The following is a 16643-nucleotide window of genomic DNA, read 5'->3' on the forward strand; positions in this document are numbered from 1 at the left end:
ACGGTGAGGTCGAGGCCAAAGTCAAAGCCGAAGTCGCAAACCTCTGCGCCAGATTCCCTATCTATCCAAACTTGTAAACTGAAGGACACCAACCCATGAGCTTTCATTCCATCGAACAGGCTCCTGCCCGCCTAAACCGTAGCGAACTCGCCGTGCCTGGCAGCCAACCCGGAATGTTCGAAAAGGCCGCACAATCGGACGTGGATGTCATCTTCCTTGATCTGGAGGACGCCGTCGCGCCGGACGAGAAAGAACAGGCCCGCAAAAACATCATTGAGGCTCTGAACGACATCGACTGGGGCAGCAAGACCATGTCGGTACGCATCAACGGGCTCGACACGCATTACATGTACCGCGATGTGGTGGATGTGGTTGAACAGGCTGGCGAACGACTTGATCTGATCATGATCCCCAAGGTCGGCACCGCGGCAGATGTCTATGCCGTCGACATGATGGTCACGCAAATCGAGGATGCAAAGGGGTACAAAAAGCGCATCGGATTCGAGCATATCATCGAAACTGCGTTGGGGATGCAGAACGTCAGTGAGATCGCGGCGGCGTCGAAACGTAACGAAAGCCTGCATTTCGGCGTAGCCGACTATGCCGCCTCGACCCGCGCGCGGACGACTATTATCGGCGGTGTTAACCCGGATTATTCCGTTCTGACTGACGCCGATACGGACGGAGGACGCCTGACCCATTGGGGAGATATGTGGCACTATGCGCTTGCCCGCATGGTTGTGGCTGCCCGCGCCAATGGTTTGCGCCCGATCGACGGCCCTTTTGGAGACTTCCAAGACCCGGACGGCTACAAAGCCGCCGCAAAGCGCGCGGCAGTATTAGGCTGCGAGGGCAAATGGGCCATCCATCCCAGCCAGATTTCACTGGCAAACGATGTTATGTCGCCGGGCGACGCCGAAGTCACCAAGGCACAACGCATTCTCGAAGCAATGGCCGAAGCTGAAGCAGCGGGAAAGGGAGCGGTTTCGTTGGATGGCCGCCTGATCGACTATGCTTCGATCCGTCAAGCTGAAGTTATGGTTGAAAAGGCCCGTCAAATCGCAGCAGCATGATCGCCTCATGACTTTACAATCGTCCATGTCTCAACGCGATTGTGCCGCCAACATATTTGCCGAAGCCATAGCTGCGGCAGATCCGGCGGTATCCCTGAGCAGACGGCTGCAATCAGCCCCATTGCCTGCGCCCAAACAGGGTGGGCGCAGCATCCTGATCGCGATTGGCAAAGCGGCCCCAGCCATGATGGCGGAAGCCTTGCAAAACGTTCAGGGTGATCATGTCGCTCTGGCCGTGACCCATTCCGAAAACCAAGCGGTCGTACCCGGTGCAACTGTGTTGAACAGTGCACACCCCGTTCCGGACGAACGGGGCCTCAAAGCCGGTCGCCAGATCATTGATCTGCTCAGCGCAGCACGCGAGCAAGATCAGATCATAGCGCTGATCTCTGGCGGGGGATCGGCCCTGATTCCGGCACCTGTGGACGGATTGTCCCTATCGGATAAGATTGTGGTCAACGAGCTCTTGTTGTCTTCCGGATTGGACATCGTGCACATGAACCTGGTGCGCCAGCATCTGAGCCAGCTCAAGGGCGGAGGGTTTCTGCGACACGGTTCACCTGCACCGGTCACAGCCTATATTCTGTCGGATGTGATCGGAGATGACCTGCGTGCCGTTGCCAGCGGCCCCACTTCTCCACCCATCGGAACCCAAGCCGATGCCCGCAGGATCTGCATTGGGGCTGGCATCTGGAAGCGTCTGCCCCAATCCGTGCGGGACCATCTAGAACACAGCGTTCCTGAACAGACGATAGCAGTTGAAGCGACAAATCATCTGATCGGGTCGAACACGATAAGCCTTGAGGCTGCGCATCGCTGTGCGGCGCAGTTTTGTCGGGCTGAAATTGCCTCCAAAGCACTGACAGGAGACGTGTCCGACGCTGCACGTCAGATTCTGCAAGCGGCCCGTTCTGTGGCTTCCGACCGCCCGGTCGCTCTGCTTTTCGGAGGGGAGACAACCGTCCGGCTGCAGGGTGCGGGTCTTGGTGGGCGCAATCAGGAACTAGCGCTGCGCGTCGCCCAACTGGCGCAATGGGAAGCTATTCCCGGCAACTGGATTTTCCTCAGCGGTGGAACAGATGGCCGTGATGGTCCGACCCCCGCAGCGGGTGCGATTGTGGATGTGGGAACATTCGACCGTATCCGCGATGCGGGGCAAAATCCGTCCACGCTGTTGGCAAACAACGACAGTCACCGGGCATTGGGGCTATCGGGTGATCTTCTGATGACTGGTGCGACCGGAACCAATGTTGCAGATATCCAAGTATTGCTGCTTGGGCCTGATGCTTGAGCGCGCGCTAAGCTTGGCGGGCATCAAGGTTGATATAGCGTCAGAGATGTCGAATTGGAGAGTAATGCCTGAATCCGTCGAGAAAGGTCCGATTCATGCGATAGTCTGATTTCAAAGCCATAAAAGAGGCGTTTGTTCCAATGTCACAGGCGATATTTTAGGCTCTGACGGAGGGATATAGGCATTATTTTTTGCGGAATGTTTGGCGTTGATCGGCGTGTAAGCATTTGTAATTTTCGTTCTAAAGCTGATTTTTGGGGTAGGGTTTGAACCTTTGGCCTTCAGGACATGGTCCTGACGAGGTGAGATCGTGCAGCAAACAGTCCGGTGGGCTGTTTGTAGATCCGACGGGCGGTTCTGTTGTATTTGGTTGCGGGAGGGCGCAAACGCCGTTGTCGAACGCAGATAAAATGCGTGATGAAAGCGTATTCTTTTTGAAAGAAGACGTTCCTCTCAATACACTTGTATGACCGCATTGAGCCCAAAGCAGCCGAATTGAAATCGCGACCTTCGCTCATTCAGCAAAACGAGCGCATTAGACACGCACTGCATCGCACCTAACATGCGGCCGTTGGTCGTGGCCGCAACGATGTCGGAAAGGCCTATGACCGAGTTGCGGACGAGGTCGACTGCCGAAATCGATCTATAAAATGCTATTTGCCAGCAACTGATTGCAATAATTTTCCGGTCTCAAGACGAATAAATCGCGAGGGAAGTTGTCCACTTCGCAATTCTGTCGAAATTGGATATCGAAAACAATGGTCAACCGCCCTGCTTTTCACTTCGACAACGCTGCGCGTGTTTCGGCAAGACCCTCATAAACGGCGTCGACCACAGTTGGGTGCATGTTGTGCCCTTGGAGCCAAGACCTCGGGTCGTTGGCAAGCAGCGGGTCGAGTTCAGCCATTGCATCAAAAGCTGCTTTAGAGGCCTCGGTGTTAGCAAGCTGGTTGTGCGCGATGGCAAGCATCGCCTGACCGAACGACCACCCATCGATGGCAGCCCTGTCTGCGTTTGCGAGCATTTCTGGCCAGTCCTTTTTGAGCAAACTGTCAGCGGTTAGCACGTGATAGTAAAATGGCGGCGGCGCGACCGAAGCATCGATGGCCCGGCGCATAGTTGGTGCTGCCTCTGAAAAACGGCCGGCGATCGCGTATCGGATGGCAAGGTTGGCGACCGCTGCCGGATCGTTCGGGTTCACCTCTACCGCTTTTCGCGCATAGTCTATCGAACGCTCCATATCGCCAGCGTATTGCTCAACATGCGACATCGCCTGGAGTGCGTCGGTATCTTGCGGGTCCAGATCGAGCGCGCGAGTCGCGGCGTCGCGCGCCAGATCAAATGCCGCCTCTCTCGACAGGTCGGTCTCATGTCCGAAACGGGCTGCATCGTTGCGAACATATGCAAGCATGGCCCAGGCGCGGGCATAGTCAGGGTCTTCGAGAACAGTCGCTTCCAGACATTCCCGTACTGCCGGATACTCATCGCGGTGGTAGGTGCGCCGGTAAATCTGCGCACTCGCCACACAGGAAAAGCCCCGCAAACTGTGATCGTTCGGATTATCGAGCCGCGTTCCGCGCACGTCGCGTAGCACATAGCCGTGCTGTTGCCCGATGCGAGATGCGAATTGTGACGCAATTTTTTCCTGAATGCCGGTGATGCTGAGGCCTTGGGTACCTTCTATGAAACGCTCACTCCACAAAACCTGTGCATCAGCGGCGCGGATCAGACTTGCGCGAACGTAAAGCAAACCGTCTTCCCGCCACACGCTGCCCTGCATTGTCTTTGCCCCCTAAAATTGGGCCACTACTTTGGCCGAGAAGGGGGAACAAGAGATGGCTCGGAAGCGATACTCGGACGAAGACATTCTGAAGCTGCTGCGTGAGATTGAACTGAAGCTGGCAGATGGCGACGATGTTCGGACAGCCTGTCGTGGTGTTGGTGTCAGCGATGCGACCTACTACAATTGGCGGCGTCGGTTCGGTGGCATGGGCAAGTCGCAACTGTCGGAGTTGCGCAGCCTGGAGAAAGAAAATGCCCGGCTGAAGAAGATCGTGGCCGAACTGGAACTGGACAAGCTGATCCTCAAAGAAAGTCTGAACTACCTAAAACCGAGGGCCTGACGACGAGCCAACTTCGTCAGGCCGTCATTCATGCTCGCCAGAAGCTTGGCACATCAGAGCGTCGCACCTGCAAGGTGGTCGGCCTTGCACGCAGCTCCATGCAATACCAGGCCGTAGAGAAGAACGATGATGCTCTTCGACTGGCCATGATCCGTCTGGCCAAGAGCTATGGCCGGTATGGCTACCGTAAGGTGGCGCAGCTGCTTCGGGTTGAGGGCTGGCGTGTCAATCACAAGAAGGTAGAACGGCTGTGGCGGGAGGAAGGTCAGCAACTCCCGCAGCGGCACAAGAAGAAGCGTCGCCTGTACCACAAGGACAGTTCGATCATTCGGCTCCGACCGACGCATCCCAACCATGTCTGGAGCGTCGATTTCGTTCACGACAAGCTGAGCAATGGGCGGAGCTACAAGATGCTCACGGTTCTGGATGAATACACCCGCCAGGCGCTTGCAGTGGAAGTTCGGACCCGCATGGGTTCTGAAGATGTGCTGGAGGTTCTCTACGGGCTGTTCCTGCGCCACGGAAAGCCTGATTTCGTTCGAAGCGATAACGGCCCAGAGTTCTCTTCACGAGCAACCCAGAGTTGGCTCGAGAAGGTCGGTGTGAACCCGATCCGGATCTACCCGGGGCTCTCCCTGGGAGAACGGATACAACGAGAGGTTCAATGGAACGCTCCGCCGCGAGGTTCTCAATTCCGAATGGTTCACAACGACCAAGCAGGCACAGATCGTGATCAATTGCTGGCTCAGGCAATACAACCACACCCGACCCCATCAGGCCCTCAACATGCGCCCACCAGTCCCCGAAACTCTAGTCCGAAATGGCCCAGAACATGGGGGCTAGACAACAAACGTTGGGCATACGACGAAGTGGGCTTTTGTGCGCAGGCGCATTCTGCGCGGTTGCACCTGCACCCGGTCGAATTGCGCGCTTTGCAATCGAGTTATCCTTTGAGCCGTTCTACCACCTGAACCAACACCAAGGCAAAGCGCTTCAGAACCCACTTATGCGTTCTATGAGCCAGTACATCGATACCGACCCGATGCCATAGGCTGTAATCACAGTCGCCCTTTGGCTAACTGGACGTGCCATCAATCGCCAGATCGCGACAAGAAGTGCCAAGGCCCCGACAAAACTCAACTGGCCGGCCTCGACGCCCAGGTTGAAGGCAAGCAAGGCTGCAGGAATATCGTTTGAGGGTAGTCCGATATCGGCCAAAGCGCCTGCAAAACCAAGGCCATGCAAAAGCCCAAACCCGAAACAAACGACCCAGGGCTTCTGCTTTGAAAGTCGGAAACGCCCGTCTCCAACCTTAACAATTTCCATCGCCAGAAAAACAATAGAAAGCGCAATGATGGCCTCGACCGGCGGACCAGGGACATTCAGAAAACCAAGCGTTGCCAATGCCAGTGTTATTGAATGCGCCAGTGTGAATGCTGTGACTGCTCCCACCAGTCTCCACGGATCGCGGACCAGAACAAACAACGCGAAGACAAACAGCAGATGATCCCAACCTTCCAGTATGTGTTCAAAACCCAACTGGAAATACGCGGTGAAAACAGACCATGTGGTCTGTTCAGAAGGTATGTTCTGAACGGCTGTCTCTGGTGTGAACCGAAGCGTCGTGGGCTCAGCCTGCAGGGGCTGCACTCGGACCAATACGTCGTTCTTTTGAACCTCCAGACCTTCTATCTGGATGGGTTGGCCCGCAATATCCCCGCGGCACTCGATAACCCAGGAAGAAACCCATGCTCTGCCATCGGAAATTGGGGTAGGGCCGCGCGCCGGGGTGCAACCATCCGGCGCCATGACATCAATCGCCATGGGTTGACCATTCACATCGGGTTTTCGCCAATGAACGCTCCAGGTGTCCGATGTGATTTGGCGAATTTCCAAGTACCCCGGATCAAGCGCATGCGCCGAGGCATTTCCTGCAACCCACGCAATCAGCAAGGCAAACAGTAGGCCAAATACAGCTTTCATTTGGTTTGACCTGAGAGAGCGGGCACTATGATCTCATAGTTGGCAGCAAGAATCTCATATTGCGCTTGCGCCAGATCTTCGCTCATCACGCGACGCCAATCCCGCAGCACGGCATCGTGAATTTCTGACAATGGGGGTATTTGACTAGGTTCGATGTCTTGCACCTGAACCAGATGGACCCCGTAACCCGACTGGATCGGGCCAGCCCACTGACCTTTATCCAATGTTGTAAGACCCTTGGAAAAGCCAGATCCAAAGACCGAGTCTATCACTCTGGTCGCAGTCAAGGGCATAGATGCGGGCAGCAGTGTCGAGGCGCCCAGGTCGGAAACCTCATCTCCCGCGCGCAGGGCGGCCAAGACCCCCTCGATTTCAGCTTTGTTTGGCTCCTCACCAATAAAGACCTGAATGAAGGCCAGCTTGCTGGGCGTCGCATAGCGCTCCGAGTTGTTTTGCAAAAAGGCCTCTAAATCTTCGTCTTCCGGAACAACAGACGTGGCGATCGCTTCGGTCAGGAAATCCATTTTTTGACTGAGACGAGACCGGATCACAGAGTCTCCGCGATCAAGGCCAAGCTTTCTGGCTTCTCTGACCAGTACCTCTTCGCGAATTGTTGCATCAGTCAAAGCTTGCAGCTCGGCACCGCTTGGGCGCCGTTTCCACCGTGCTTCAAACTGATCAGACAAAAGCGCGATATCGTTTTCGTCGATTGTTATTGTCACAAAATCTTCGACAGTCTCGTTTTCCGGCGCAACTATTTGGAACCAAATGAAAATAGCTGCTCCAATCAGGAAGAAATGGAACAGGGGTTCTTTCAATATTCGCATGAAGGCTCCTGCATGAAACGCGCTCCGGTTTTACGTATCGATGCTGACATCAGTCGATTGAGCATTGCAAGAAAATCAACGCTACGCACAAATCAATCGTCTGGTGAATGGGCCGAGGTAAAGGCTTCTACCTCGGTTGCCAACGCCGTGATCGGCAGTGTTACTCTGCCGGTGTATACCAAATCGGGGAAGAGTAAGCGCGTTCCTGATGTGTGAGCACCGCGTCTTCGGGCAATTCGGCGCCAAATCTCAGCTCATCGTAAAGGATCCAACGCGGTGTTGGAATTTCGATCGCACGTACGTAATAAAATGCGCGTGCATTTGGATCGAATTCAGGATCAGACCAAACGGTTACAAGTTCGGCAGTTCCAATCGTGTTGGTCCAACTGGCGGTTTCAACATCAACTGTGTTTCCAACCGCAGGGATCTTGCCGTTTTGGTCAGCAACACGGTTGTCCGACCACGCCACATCGTAAACCTTTTCCTGCAAGGCCCCTTCAGAATCCAGCCAACCCTTTACCACCTGCACGCGATCCAGATTGGCACCAACCGGGTCGCGTAGTGCAGCGATCAGGAATGCGGGCGCACCTTCACCCTCGCGAGGTCGCAGATCCGAGCCCATCGGAACACCTTTGGTGTAGCCCACATCAGCAAGGAAGCGTGTTTCAACATCCGCGTCACTGAAACCCCAACCGCCAAAGAACCGCAGACCGATCCGAGGTCCGGTGGTTGCATAGGTTTCGCGTCGCTTGAACGCATCGAAGATTGCAGCGCGAGTATTATCGGTCGCCCAAACTGCCGTGTATCCCGATGCGACAAGAAGGTCGCCAGGAATTTCGCCAAGGTCATTGGCGATGAAAGGATGCTTTATTCTCGTGGCCGATGGTTCAACGCTGACGGATTTTCCAAAGAAGTTGTCTTCTTCGGCAGTTGCCAGAGACGTATGGCTGTCCGTTGCTCCGCCCATGCCGAACTTATATGGGTTAACGCCGAACTTTTCTTCTAACAACAAACCGCGCTTCAAAGCTTCTCGGGCGTATTCGCCAGCCAGCATGTCATCGGTTTTCAACTCGGTTATGTCGAGGTTGCCGACGTCCCAGTTTTCGTAATCCGCGAATTCATCATCGGGGCTCAGGAAGGGGTGCGCTTCGCCGTCGCCCTTGATCTGCGTGACTTCATAGTGGGGTTCCCATTTCGCGCGGGCGGCCACATATTCCTCGTCTACCTTGCCACCGTGATAGGTGTCTTCGGTCGGGAACATCCATCCGTTCGAAAGGTTGCCATTATGGGCGAAAGCTACCGCCCGACCGCCCGTTTTTTCTTGATAGTCTTCCAGCCATGCATAGAGCGCCTTTGGGTCGGTATCACCAAAGGGTGGTTGCGTGACCGGCGGCACCATCTGAAGCGCCCTGATCGGCCCATCACGCAGCATGACGTTTCGGTGCAGGTTGAAACCCTTGGGTACAGAGGTCCACTCGAATCCGATGAACGCCGTGAAATTGCCGGGGTCGTTATGTTCTTCCGCAGCCAGAACGATTTGTTCCCATGTAAAAGCAAATGCATCTGCACCTGGGCTGTAAGACTCCAGAAGAACTTCTGGCAGGGTCATTTGCGAAAAGTTGGTGATGATGTCGAACGCCGCTTTGCCAGCCTCTTCGCCGCCTGCCTTGTAACCTTCGTACCATTCCAAACCTTTTGGATCGGCAAGAACGCCCGGCTTGCCAGCCTGAAGGTCCGGGGCAAATCCCATTAGGTCAGTGTGATCCGTGAGAACCATCCAGTCCAGAGGCCGGGCCAGTCTCACTGGTTGACCCGTGGAAGAAATGACCTGTTCGCCTTTTGCAAAGCGCCAAGCTTCATCAGGTAACAGTGTGTTCCCGAAAGCACCTGCATCCAGCGAAAGTCCGGTGTGAAGATGCGAGTCTCCCCACAGCGGGCGCTCAGGGAAAGTCCGGTTCGCATATGGTGAATACGGCTGCTTTGAGAACAAGCCTTCCGCCGCTTCTTCGCTAGGAACAGCGTCGGCAAAGACCGTCGATGATGCCAGCCCCAGTGAGATAGAACAAACAAAAGCTCGAAGCATATAGACCTCCCTACTCAAGATCGCCCGGTGGTGCCCGTGACTTACATCTCAAGAATTAATATTCCTATTTCTCTATATAACATCAATTTTCCATTTGTGGGAATACTCAGCTCTCGGCTTTGTCACGATGATGCAAGTAGGAGTATGGCTGCCGAAGTTGGTCTGAAAATGACTCGATAAGTCATAGCCTCGATTGTTGGGCTCAACATTGAGAACGGAAGCTTTGGAGAAATTGCGGTTTGAATTGGCGAATGTCTATCGTGAGCCATGTATGCACTTTAGCAAAGTCGGCATAGCTGCGCTTAGATGACATTCTTGGCTATCGCGGTCTGGATCATTTTGGGCTCTCCTTAAACCTATGCCGCGACTTGCACCGAGGGCCGCTCTGGTACGAAACGACTTTTGCGGCACGCGTGTGAGCAGACAAAACGCGGGACAATCCGGACACTTGGATGAATGGCGACGACGCGCATTTCAGCACATCGTTCCGATCGGCTAGGCAACGACCGCCGAGGTCACGACAGACGGAATTGGCACGTCCCATTCAGGACCCGCACCGTGCTTTGCCAGAACTTTGGCCACAACCGCCGCTCGGATTGCGGCCGAATTCGTTGTAGGTTGAGGGCGCAAAAGGGCGCCACCTCGGGCCGTTCCTTCAAGAAAGAAATCGAACGGTGCGCCCGGATCACTAACCTGCCATTTCGACGCGACGAAGGTTTGATGGCAATCTGAAAAACCGGCCTTGGCGAGTACGGGAAAGGCGATAGTCGGATCGGCATAATCATTTGCCCCGGGACCCGGTGGCAAGGCAATCTCTGGCAACCCGTGTTCCTCAATGGCGCCAAAAACATACCCCAGTGCAGTGTCAACTTCGGGCCCGCACCACACCGAATACGCCAGCCGACCGCCGTCGCGCAAAACACGGCGAACTTCTGCCAACACTTTCGGGGGGGCCGGCATATGGGGCATTCCAAAGCCAATTGTTACAGCGTCAAACGTATTGTCTTCAAAGCTCAAGGCCACCGCATCGCCTTCAACGAACTGAGCCTGTGGCACCGCCAGCCGCGCCATCTCAAGCATGGCGGGTGAGAAATCAAGGCCCGTTACGCGAGCACCTGTGTTGAAAAGGCCTGCGGATACATTGCCATGTCCGCAGCACAAATCGAGCACACGAGTGTCCGGTCCAGCACAAACCGCAGCGACCCGGTGTGGGACAACCATGTCCGCCGCCTTGGCAAACACCTCGGCATAGGACTGTGCCACATCGCACTTGGCCCATTCGCGCCTTTCGAGGGCGGCAAATGTGTCCTGTTCCTGATTGTCAGGCATCCAACATCTCCTCAATCGCCACGTTTTGGAGGACCGCCGAAAGGGGCAAATTGTCAAGTTCGCCAAGTGAAATGGGCATTCGCCGTCATTTGCGGATAGGTTGCTTTGGGTGCACGCGCTCGACGCGTTTGAGGATCGAAACCGGTGGCAGGGCGGTGTGGTTCGCTGCATTACGGGCAAGTTCCGGGCCCTCGTAGATCATTCCCCGGTCCATTCAGGCATCGGTTCTTTGCGGGTGAAGGCCCCGATACCGGCCTCGGCATCTTTGGCCATCATGTTTTCCGCCATCGTGCGACCGGCAAAGGCGTAGGCCTCTTCCAGCGGCATTTCGAGCTGTTCGTAATAGGCACGCTTGCCGATCTTGACGGCGGACGGCGATTTGTCGGCAATGATCCTAGCCATTTCTGTGGATGCCGCTTCCAGTTCCCCCAAGGGCACCACGCGGTTGACCAACCCCATTTCGGCGACGCGGGCTGCGGGCAGGAATTCCCCCAAAAGCAACATTTCCATCGCCAGCTTGCGCGGCACATTGCGCGAAAGCGCGACCATCGGGGTTGAGCAGAATAGCCCGATATTCACGCCCGATGTTGCGAAAGTTGCGTTGTCGGCGGCCACCGCCAGATCACAGGACGCAACAAGCTGACACCCCGCCGCTGTGGCAATCCCTTTGACCTCGGCGATTACAGGTTGCGGCAAGCGCACCACCCGAAGCATCATCGCCGAACACGTCGCAAACAGGTCTTGGAAATACTGAAACCCACCGTCGGCATCCGCCCGGCGCGCCGACATTTCTTTGAGGTTATGACCCGCGCAAAAGTGATTGCCGCCGGTACGCAAGATCACTGCTTTGACACTGCGATCTTCTGCGATTTCGTCAAATGTGTCAGACAGAGCGCGTAGCATCGCCTCTGACAACGCATTAATCGACTTGGGCGCGTTCAGAGTCAGAACGGTAACGCCATCGATGTCAGCCCGCAGGATCAAATCATCGTTTTGCATTTCGCCCTCATAGGCCATTGAGCGGAACTTTCAGCATAGGTGCGCCGCTTTCGTCGCACGGGATTTCGCCGGCCCGCATATTCACTTGCAGGGACGGTATGATCAGTTTGGGCATCGCCAGCTGCGCGTCACGCTCCGTCCGGAACTTGATGAAATCTTCGCGCGATTTGCCAGCACCCACATGGATGTTGTCGGCACGTTGCTGGCCAATTGTGGTCTCCCACGCGATGGCGCGCCCACCGGGGCCATAGTCGTGGCAGATGAACAGGCGCATCTCGCCCGGCAGGCTCAGCACGGTTTGGATAGAATCGTAAAGCTGCCCTGCATCACCACCCGGAAAGTCTGCGCGGGCTGAGCCGCTGTCAGGCATAAAGAGCGTGTCACCGGCAAAGGCGGCGTCGCCAATCACATGCACCATGCAGGCTGGTGTGTGGCCCGGCGTGGCAATCACAAAGGCTGTCATTTCGCCAATGGTGTAGGTGTCACCATCCTCGAACAAAGCATCAAACTGCGACCCGTCGCGTTGAAATTCCGTGCCTTCGTTTAAGATTTTGCCGAAGGTGTCCTGAATTTCGATGATGCCTGCACCAACGCCAATTTTGCCACCCAGCCTATCCTGAATTTAGGGTGCAGCAGACAGGTGATCGGCATGGACATGGGTTTCAATGATCCATTCCACCGACAAGCCCTGTGACTGGATGGCGTCGATCAAGCGATCGGCACTGTCGTAAGTGATCCGCCCGGCGGCGTAATCCATATCCAGAACGCTGTCGATTATTGCACAGGCGTTAGATGCGGGGTCTTTCACGACATAAGAAATCGTGTTGCTGGCAGGATCAAAGAACCCTTCGACACTAGGCTTTGCTGCCATATTGAGATTTGGGAAATTTGTTGAAGGTTCCATGATTTATTCCAGCGCGCCCCCGGCCTTTTTCCAGGCGCCAACGCCTCCGGTCAGGTTCACAACGGGCGACAGTCCCATATCCATGGCCACCACCGCCGCCATGGCAGAACGCCCACCCGATGCGCAATAGAACACGTAAGTCTTATCTTGACTGAACTCCGGCTTGTGCGCAGGACTTTCCGGGTCGATGTGGAATTCCATCATGCCGCGCGACGATGCGACAGCACCCTCAATGACGCCGGTTTTGGCCTATTCCGTACCATCGCGCTGATCGACAAAAACGTGATCGAGCGAGCCTACCAAGGCCAATGCCTCTTCGGCACTGATCGCAGGCACCGCTTTCGTGGCCACCTTTACGATGTCTTTCGCGCTTTTGGTGATTGTCTGAGCCATGTTTGGTTTCCTTTTTCGATTGGTTTTTGAGCCAGTCCAATAGTGCGTCGAGCGGCCAATTTATGGCACCGCTACGGCCGTATGCGCAAGCAGAGGTCACATGAGTTTCTGTGCCGCTCTCAGTCAAATTGCGAGATCAAGACGGGGCTTCCAGAACGGGCGGAACAGCTCGATCTTGGGGCAACGGTTCATCACCACCTTCAGCCCCGCTTCTTCGGCAAGCGCGGCGGCGCGGTCATCATAAACGCCGATTTGGCCCCAAAGCACCTTGGCGCCGATTGCAATGGCTTTCTCGGTGATCGCGTAAAGTTCCTCTTTCGGGCGGAAGACCTCGACCATATCCACGGGCCGGTCGATCTCTTCCAGCGAATGAACGACAGGTATGCCGCGAATTTCGATCAGCTTTGGGTTTGGATTGACAGGGATCATGTCATAGCCAGTTTCGTGCAGCACACGCAGCACGCCATAGCTGAACTTGGTCTTGTCGCCACTGGCCCCCACCATCGCAATGGTTTTGACCGAACGCAGGATGTCCGCCAGATATTCGGGCGCGTAATCATACAGGTGATCGATGTCGGCTTCGGGCATTTAAGCCTCCTTAGGGGTCGCGATATCCGCCTTCAGCTCATGCGGCTCCAGCGGATCAAGGAAGGGGTTGCGATAAAGTTTGTCGTGGCTTTCGACGCCGATTTCCAATATGCAATCGCTCACCGCGCGGGCCACACACAGCAGAACATAGCCATTGTTGATCTGGCGATTGTTCAACGCCACTTGCCTGCGCTGATCCACTTCGCCAGCTGTCAGTTTGGCCGCACAGGTGATGCAGCCGCCGTATTTGCAGCCATAGGGCAGATCGACTCCCTGTTCGCGTAAAGCGTCCAGCAACGGACGGCGGGCGTCGACCTGATAGGTCGCATCATCGCGGTTGGCGATTGTGATTGTGCGGGTTTCGCTCACAGCCAGATGTCGCTTGTACAATCGCCACCGGGATAGCGGGTTTCATGGCAGCGGCTTGGTCCGTTTGGCTCTTTGCCAAAATCAACAACGAAATCTTCGTTGATTTTCATACCGCCGTTTTCGACATCACAGTCGATCATCAGCATGACACCGCCCTGGGTGCGAATTTCCGGATAGAACTGGTTGTCCCAGGTCGAGAACAGCGAGGTCGTGACATAAAGCCGTTTGCCATCAAGCGAGAGCTGATACATTTGCGGCCCGCCTGCCACTTTGACGCCATTGACCTCGGGCGCTTTGCCCAAAAGCCCGCCCATCCAAACCTGCCCGGTCAAAACAGGATTATGCGGGTCAGAGATGTCGTACTGGCGCATATCGCCGTGCAACCAGTTATTGAGGTAAAGGTATTTGTCGTCCATCGATACAAGGATGGCCGACATCACACCGGGCACGGGAATAGGCCATTCGGGATGCGGTTCATTCTCCACATCAATGATCTTTTCCCATTCCCATTTCCCAGCTTCGGACTTCCAGAAATGGATGACATTGGCGCTAAGCGCGGCACCGCAGAACCCATGTGTACTGTCAGGATCATGCAGAAACTTTACCTCCAGCGGGATCAGGCCGTCTTCGCCGAGATACATCGTCTCGACCGGCACCTTTTTCTCAAAATCCCAGATGTGCAGGCGGCGACCGTATTTCAGGTGGCCCACTTCTTCCAAATCAAACCCTGGCATGAATGTGTTGGGTGCGGCCCATTCGGAACTGACCATCACGTTATGGCGCGGCTGGTACCAGAAGTCATAACCAAACGGGATATCGCCCATTGAGTTTTCCCAACGACCAACGATCTCGAATTCTTTGTTGAGGTGCAGATAACCACCGGGCGCTTCGCCCTGTGCGTCACCTAAGAAGGAAATGATGATCTCAGAGCCCAAACAATGCACGGTGTGTGGGCCGCTCAGATTGGTTTTTGACTTGATCTCGACCCCGTCAATCACCTTATGAAGGCGCGGAGCAAACGGGTCCGTCGCGGTGTCGATCACATGGATATTGTTGGACCGCACGCCTGGCACCAGCAGGTATTTACGGCTCATGCCCGCGTCGTCGTGGCAGGAAGAACAGGCATTCCAGCCCATGTGATGCAATTCATCCCCGATGCCGGGCATCTCTAAGCGATGGATGACTTGTGAATAGGTCGGGCTTTCCGGGTCGGCGTCCACGGTGGCTAGGTAGTCCGGCTTTTGAATGCCGGTGCCGGTGTAGATGGCAATTGTGTACAAGAGTTTTTCACGCGGCGCTTTGATCGCCTCGGCAGGGCTTGCATACCCCGGGCCACAACATGCTCCGTCCATCTTCACATTCCTCCCTTGCGATCATTTGAAGATTCTCGTAAATCGATAAAAAGATTCTCGCAAGGTAAAAATATGCATCTGGAACGCCTGACATTCATCCTCGAAGTTGTTGGACAAAAGGGCGAGACTACAGTGGCCGAGATTTGCGCTCATTCTGACCTGCCTAAGCCGTCTGCCTACCGGTTGGTGCAGGACCTCGTCGGTGTGGGTCTACTGGAACCTGTTGCCCGTGGTACATTCACAATCGGCTCCCGCCTGAAGCGGATCACGAAAAGTGACCACTCTGACCGCGCACTGCTAGAGGTGATTGCGCCTGCGCTAAAGCAAGCCGCTAAACAATATGGCACCGCATTTTTCCTGTCCCGTCTGCGCGGAAAATCCGTGGAAATTATTCACGTTGAAACACCTGACACTGGGGTCTCCTATCTCCATCCCGGTTTGGGGAAACGACCCTTGCATGCCTGTTCCTGCTCTAAGGCCGTTGCTGCATTCTCACCCGACTTGTTTTTGACCAGCGAAATGGAAGGCCGGCTGCGCGCCTACACCGAATTCACCCTGACAAACGTGCAGGACTTGGAAGCCGAGTTTGACACCATTCGCAATCGCGGCTTCGCAGAATGCGTGGAAGAGATTGAGCGCGGCATGTGTTCGGTGGCAGCTCCCCTTGCGCCAAGCGGGCCAGGTTCCACGATGTCCATCGGTGCAACCGGATCGGTACGGGTCTTTACGCCAGCGTTCCGCGAAAAACTTGGTCCCCAGATCTCCCTTATTGCGCGTGAAATGTCTGCAAATTTGGGTTGGGACGCGGCGCAGGATGCCAAAATATCAGGCTAACTTTCAGGTGGTCTTCGAATGTGGGCCACTTCTAAATCTGATCTGAACTGACCTCCGCTCCACACAAACAAAAATGCAACGCCGAACGTTCGAACGTCTCGCAGCATTCAGAAGAAAGGGCTCGGTGCAGTCATCTGACAAAAATCGTCGGATGTCCAAGGCGCGATCTTAGGCGGACATTCATTGATCGGAACTCGCTAAAAAACCATGCCGTTCAAAGACTAGTGTCAGACTTTTCTCCTGCGCCCGATTTGACGATATCCATCTCATCTGAGGCATAGGGTTTAAGCAGTTCAAAGGCCTCCGCAGCGCTGCCATCCAACCAGACCTCATAGTCACAAGGATGGAGTATGACCCGCATTCTCTGCGGATGTATCGGACGCACAATGTCATTCGCTGAGGTGGTTAACTTCGCCCCGTTTGCTTCCACGGTGCTTTCAGTTGTGATGGCGCAACGCAAAAGCCCGCTCTGGCACGGTGTGTAATATATTGATA

The 16643-nt window shown here is 55.2% G+C and carries 17 protein-coding genes and 1 pseudogene; 5 read left to right on the top strand and 13 right to left on the bottom strand.

The genetic code is table 11. The annotated features are described in order from the left end of the window. Positions 1 to 95: 95 nt before the first annotated feature. Both AC2FH2_RS19375 and AC2FH2_RS19380 read left to right on the top strand, forming a co-directional pair. Positions 96 to 1073: an HpcH/HpaI aldolase/citrate lyase family protein gene (locus tag AC2FH2_RS19375; RefSeq protein WP_142640422.1), complete on the top strand. Its 978-nt coding sequence runs from the start codon at positions 96 to 98 to the stop codon at positions 1071 to 1073. 7 nt (positions 1074 to 1080) lie between these two features. Next, complete coding sequence (locus AC2FH2_RS19380) at positions 1081 to 2364, top strand: glycerate kinase type-2 family protein (protein ID WP_496824931.1); 1284 nt, start codon at positions 1081 to 1083, stop codon at positions 2362 to 2364. Between the two features lie 778 nt (positions 2365 to 3142). On the opposite strand, the gene AC2FH2_RS19385 is transcribed toward AC2FH2_RS19380, so the two are convergent. Then, positions 3143 to 4144, bottom strand: a complete 1002-nt coding sequence (locus tag AC2FH2_RS19385) for a hypothetical protein (protein WP_496822482.1) — start codon at positions 4142 to 4144, stop codon at positions 3143 to 3145. Positions 4145 to 4199: 55 nt separating this feature from the next. On the opposite strand from AC2FH2_RS19385, the gene AC2FH2_RS19390 reads away from it, so the two are divergent. Both AC2FH2_RS19390 and AC2FH2_RS19395 read left to right on the top strand, forming a co-directional pair. Then, complete coding sequence (locus AC2FH2_RS19390) at positions 4200 to 4487, top strand: transposase (protein WP_171127984.1); 288 nt, start codon at positions 4200 to 4202, stop codon at positions 4485 to 4487. Between the two features lie 98 nt (positions 4488 to 4585). Next, a complete protein-coding gene (locus tag AC2FH2_RS19395; protein WP_496824933.1) occupies positions 4586 to 5458 on the top strand; it encodes a DDE-type integrase/transposase/recombinase in 873 nt (290 codons plus the stop codon). A gap of 22 nt (positions 5459 to 5480) precedes the next feature. On the opposite strand, the gene AC2FH2_RS19400 is transcribed toward AC2FH2_RS19395, so the two are convergent. The 11 genes and pseudogenes from AC2FH2_RS19400 to AC2FH2_RS19450 all read right to left on the bottom strand — a co-directional run bounded on the left by AC2FH2_RS19400 (position 5481) and on the right by AC2FH2_RS19450 (position 15314). Then, positions 5481 to 6470 carry a HupE/UreJ family protein gene (locus AC2FH2_RS19400; protein WP_142640385.1) on the bottom strand — a complete coding sequence of 330 codons (990 nt, stop codon included), beginning with the start codon at positions 6468 to 6470 and terminating at the stop codon, positions 5481 to 5483. After that, a complete protein-coding gene (locus AC2FH2_RS19405) occupies positions 6467 to 7297 on the bottom strand; it encodes a peptidyl-prolyl cis-trans isomerase (RefSeq protein WP_271952694.1) in 831 nt (276 codons plus the stop codon). The genes AC2FH2_RS19400 and AC2FH2_RS19405 overlap by 4 nt, the downstream gene beginning before the upstream one ends. 160 nt (positions 7298 to 7457) lie before the next feature. Next, positions 7458 to 9380 (bottom strand): DUF3604 domain-containing protein, encoded by a 1923-nt coding sequence (locus tag AC2FH2_RS19410; protein ID WP_496824935.1) that lies wholly within the window; start codon positions 9378 to 9380, stop codon positions 7458 to 7460. A 495-nt stretch (positions 9381 to 9875) separates the two neighbouring features. Next, the gene (locus tag AC2FH2_RS19415; RefSeq protein ID WP_496824937.1) at positions 9876 to 10709 is read right to left on the bottom strand and encodes a class I SAM-dependent methyltransferase; all 834 of its coding nucleotides are present in this window, start codon (positions 10707 to 10709) and stop codon (positions 9876 to 9878) included. A gap of 198 nt (positions 10710 to 10907) precedes the next feature. After that, complete coding sequence (locus tag AC2FH2_RS19420) at positions 10908 to 11708, bottom strand: enoyl-CoA hydratase (RefSeq protein WP_496824939.1); 801 nt, start codon at positions 11706 to 11708, stop codon at positions 10908 to 10910. Positions 11709 to 11715: 7 nt separating this feature from the next. Beyond that, positions 11716 to 12612, bottom strand: a pseudogene (locus tag AC2FH2_RS19425) (MBL fold metallo-hydrolase). A 3-nt stretch (positions 12613 to 12615) separates the two neighbouring features. Next, the gene (locus AC2FH2_RS19430) at positions 12616 to 12816 is read right to left on the bottom strand and encodes a rhodanese-like domain-containing protein (protein ID WP_334223334.1); all 201 of its coding nucleotides are present in this window, start codon (positions 12814 to 12816) and stop codon (positions 12616 to 12618) included. A 45-nt stretch (positions 12817 to 12861) separates the two neighbouring features. Next, positions 12862 to 13005: a hypothetical protein gene (locus AC2FH2_RS19435; RefSeq protein ID WP_334223335.1), complete on the bottom strand. Its 144-nt coding sequence runs from the start codon at positions 13003 to 13005 to the stop codon at positions 12862 to 12864. A gap of 123 nt (positions 13006 to 13128) precedes the next feature. Continuing rightward, a complete protein-coding gene (locus AC2FH2_RS19440) occupies positions 13129 to 13593 on the bottom strand; it encodes a CoA-binding protein (protein ID WP_142640390.1) in 465 nt (154 codons plus the stop codon). Next, complete coding sequence (locus AC2FH2_RS19445; protein WP_142640391.1) at positions 13594 to 13962, bottom strand: 2Fe-2S iron-sulfur cluster-binding protein; 369 nt, start codon at positions 13960 to 13962, stop codon at positions 13594 to 13596. Continuing rightward, on the bottom strand, positions 13959 to 15314 hold the full coding sequence (locus AC2FH2_RS19450) for a selenium-binding family protein (RefSeq protein ID WP_496824941.1): 1356 nt from the start codon (positions 15312 to 15314) through the stop codon (positions 13959 to 13961). The genes AC2FH2_RS19445 and AC2FH2_RS19450 overlap by 4 nt, the downstream gene beginning before the upstream one ends. 72 nt (positions 15315 to 15386) lie before the next feature. Between AC2FH2_RS19450 and AC2FH2_RS19455 the strand changes: the two genes are divergently transcribed. Beyond that, entirely contained in the window at positions 15387 to 16148 is a 762-nt protein-coding gene (locus AC2FH2_RS19455) for an IclR family transcriptional regulator (protein WP_496690604.1), read from the top strand. Positions 16149 to 16362: 214 nt separating this feature from the next. On the opposite strand, the gene AC2FH2_RS19460 is transcribed toward AC2FH2_RS19455, so the two are convergent. Continuing rightward, the coding region (locus AC2FH2_RS19460) for an SOS response-associated peptidase family protein (protein ID WP_496824943.1) at positions 16363 to 16643 on the bottom strand (281 nt) is incomplete at its 5' end.

The organism is Ruegeria sp. YTSA105 (assembly GCF_059610225.1).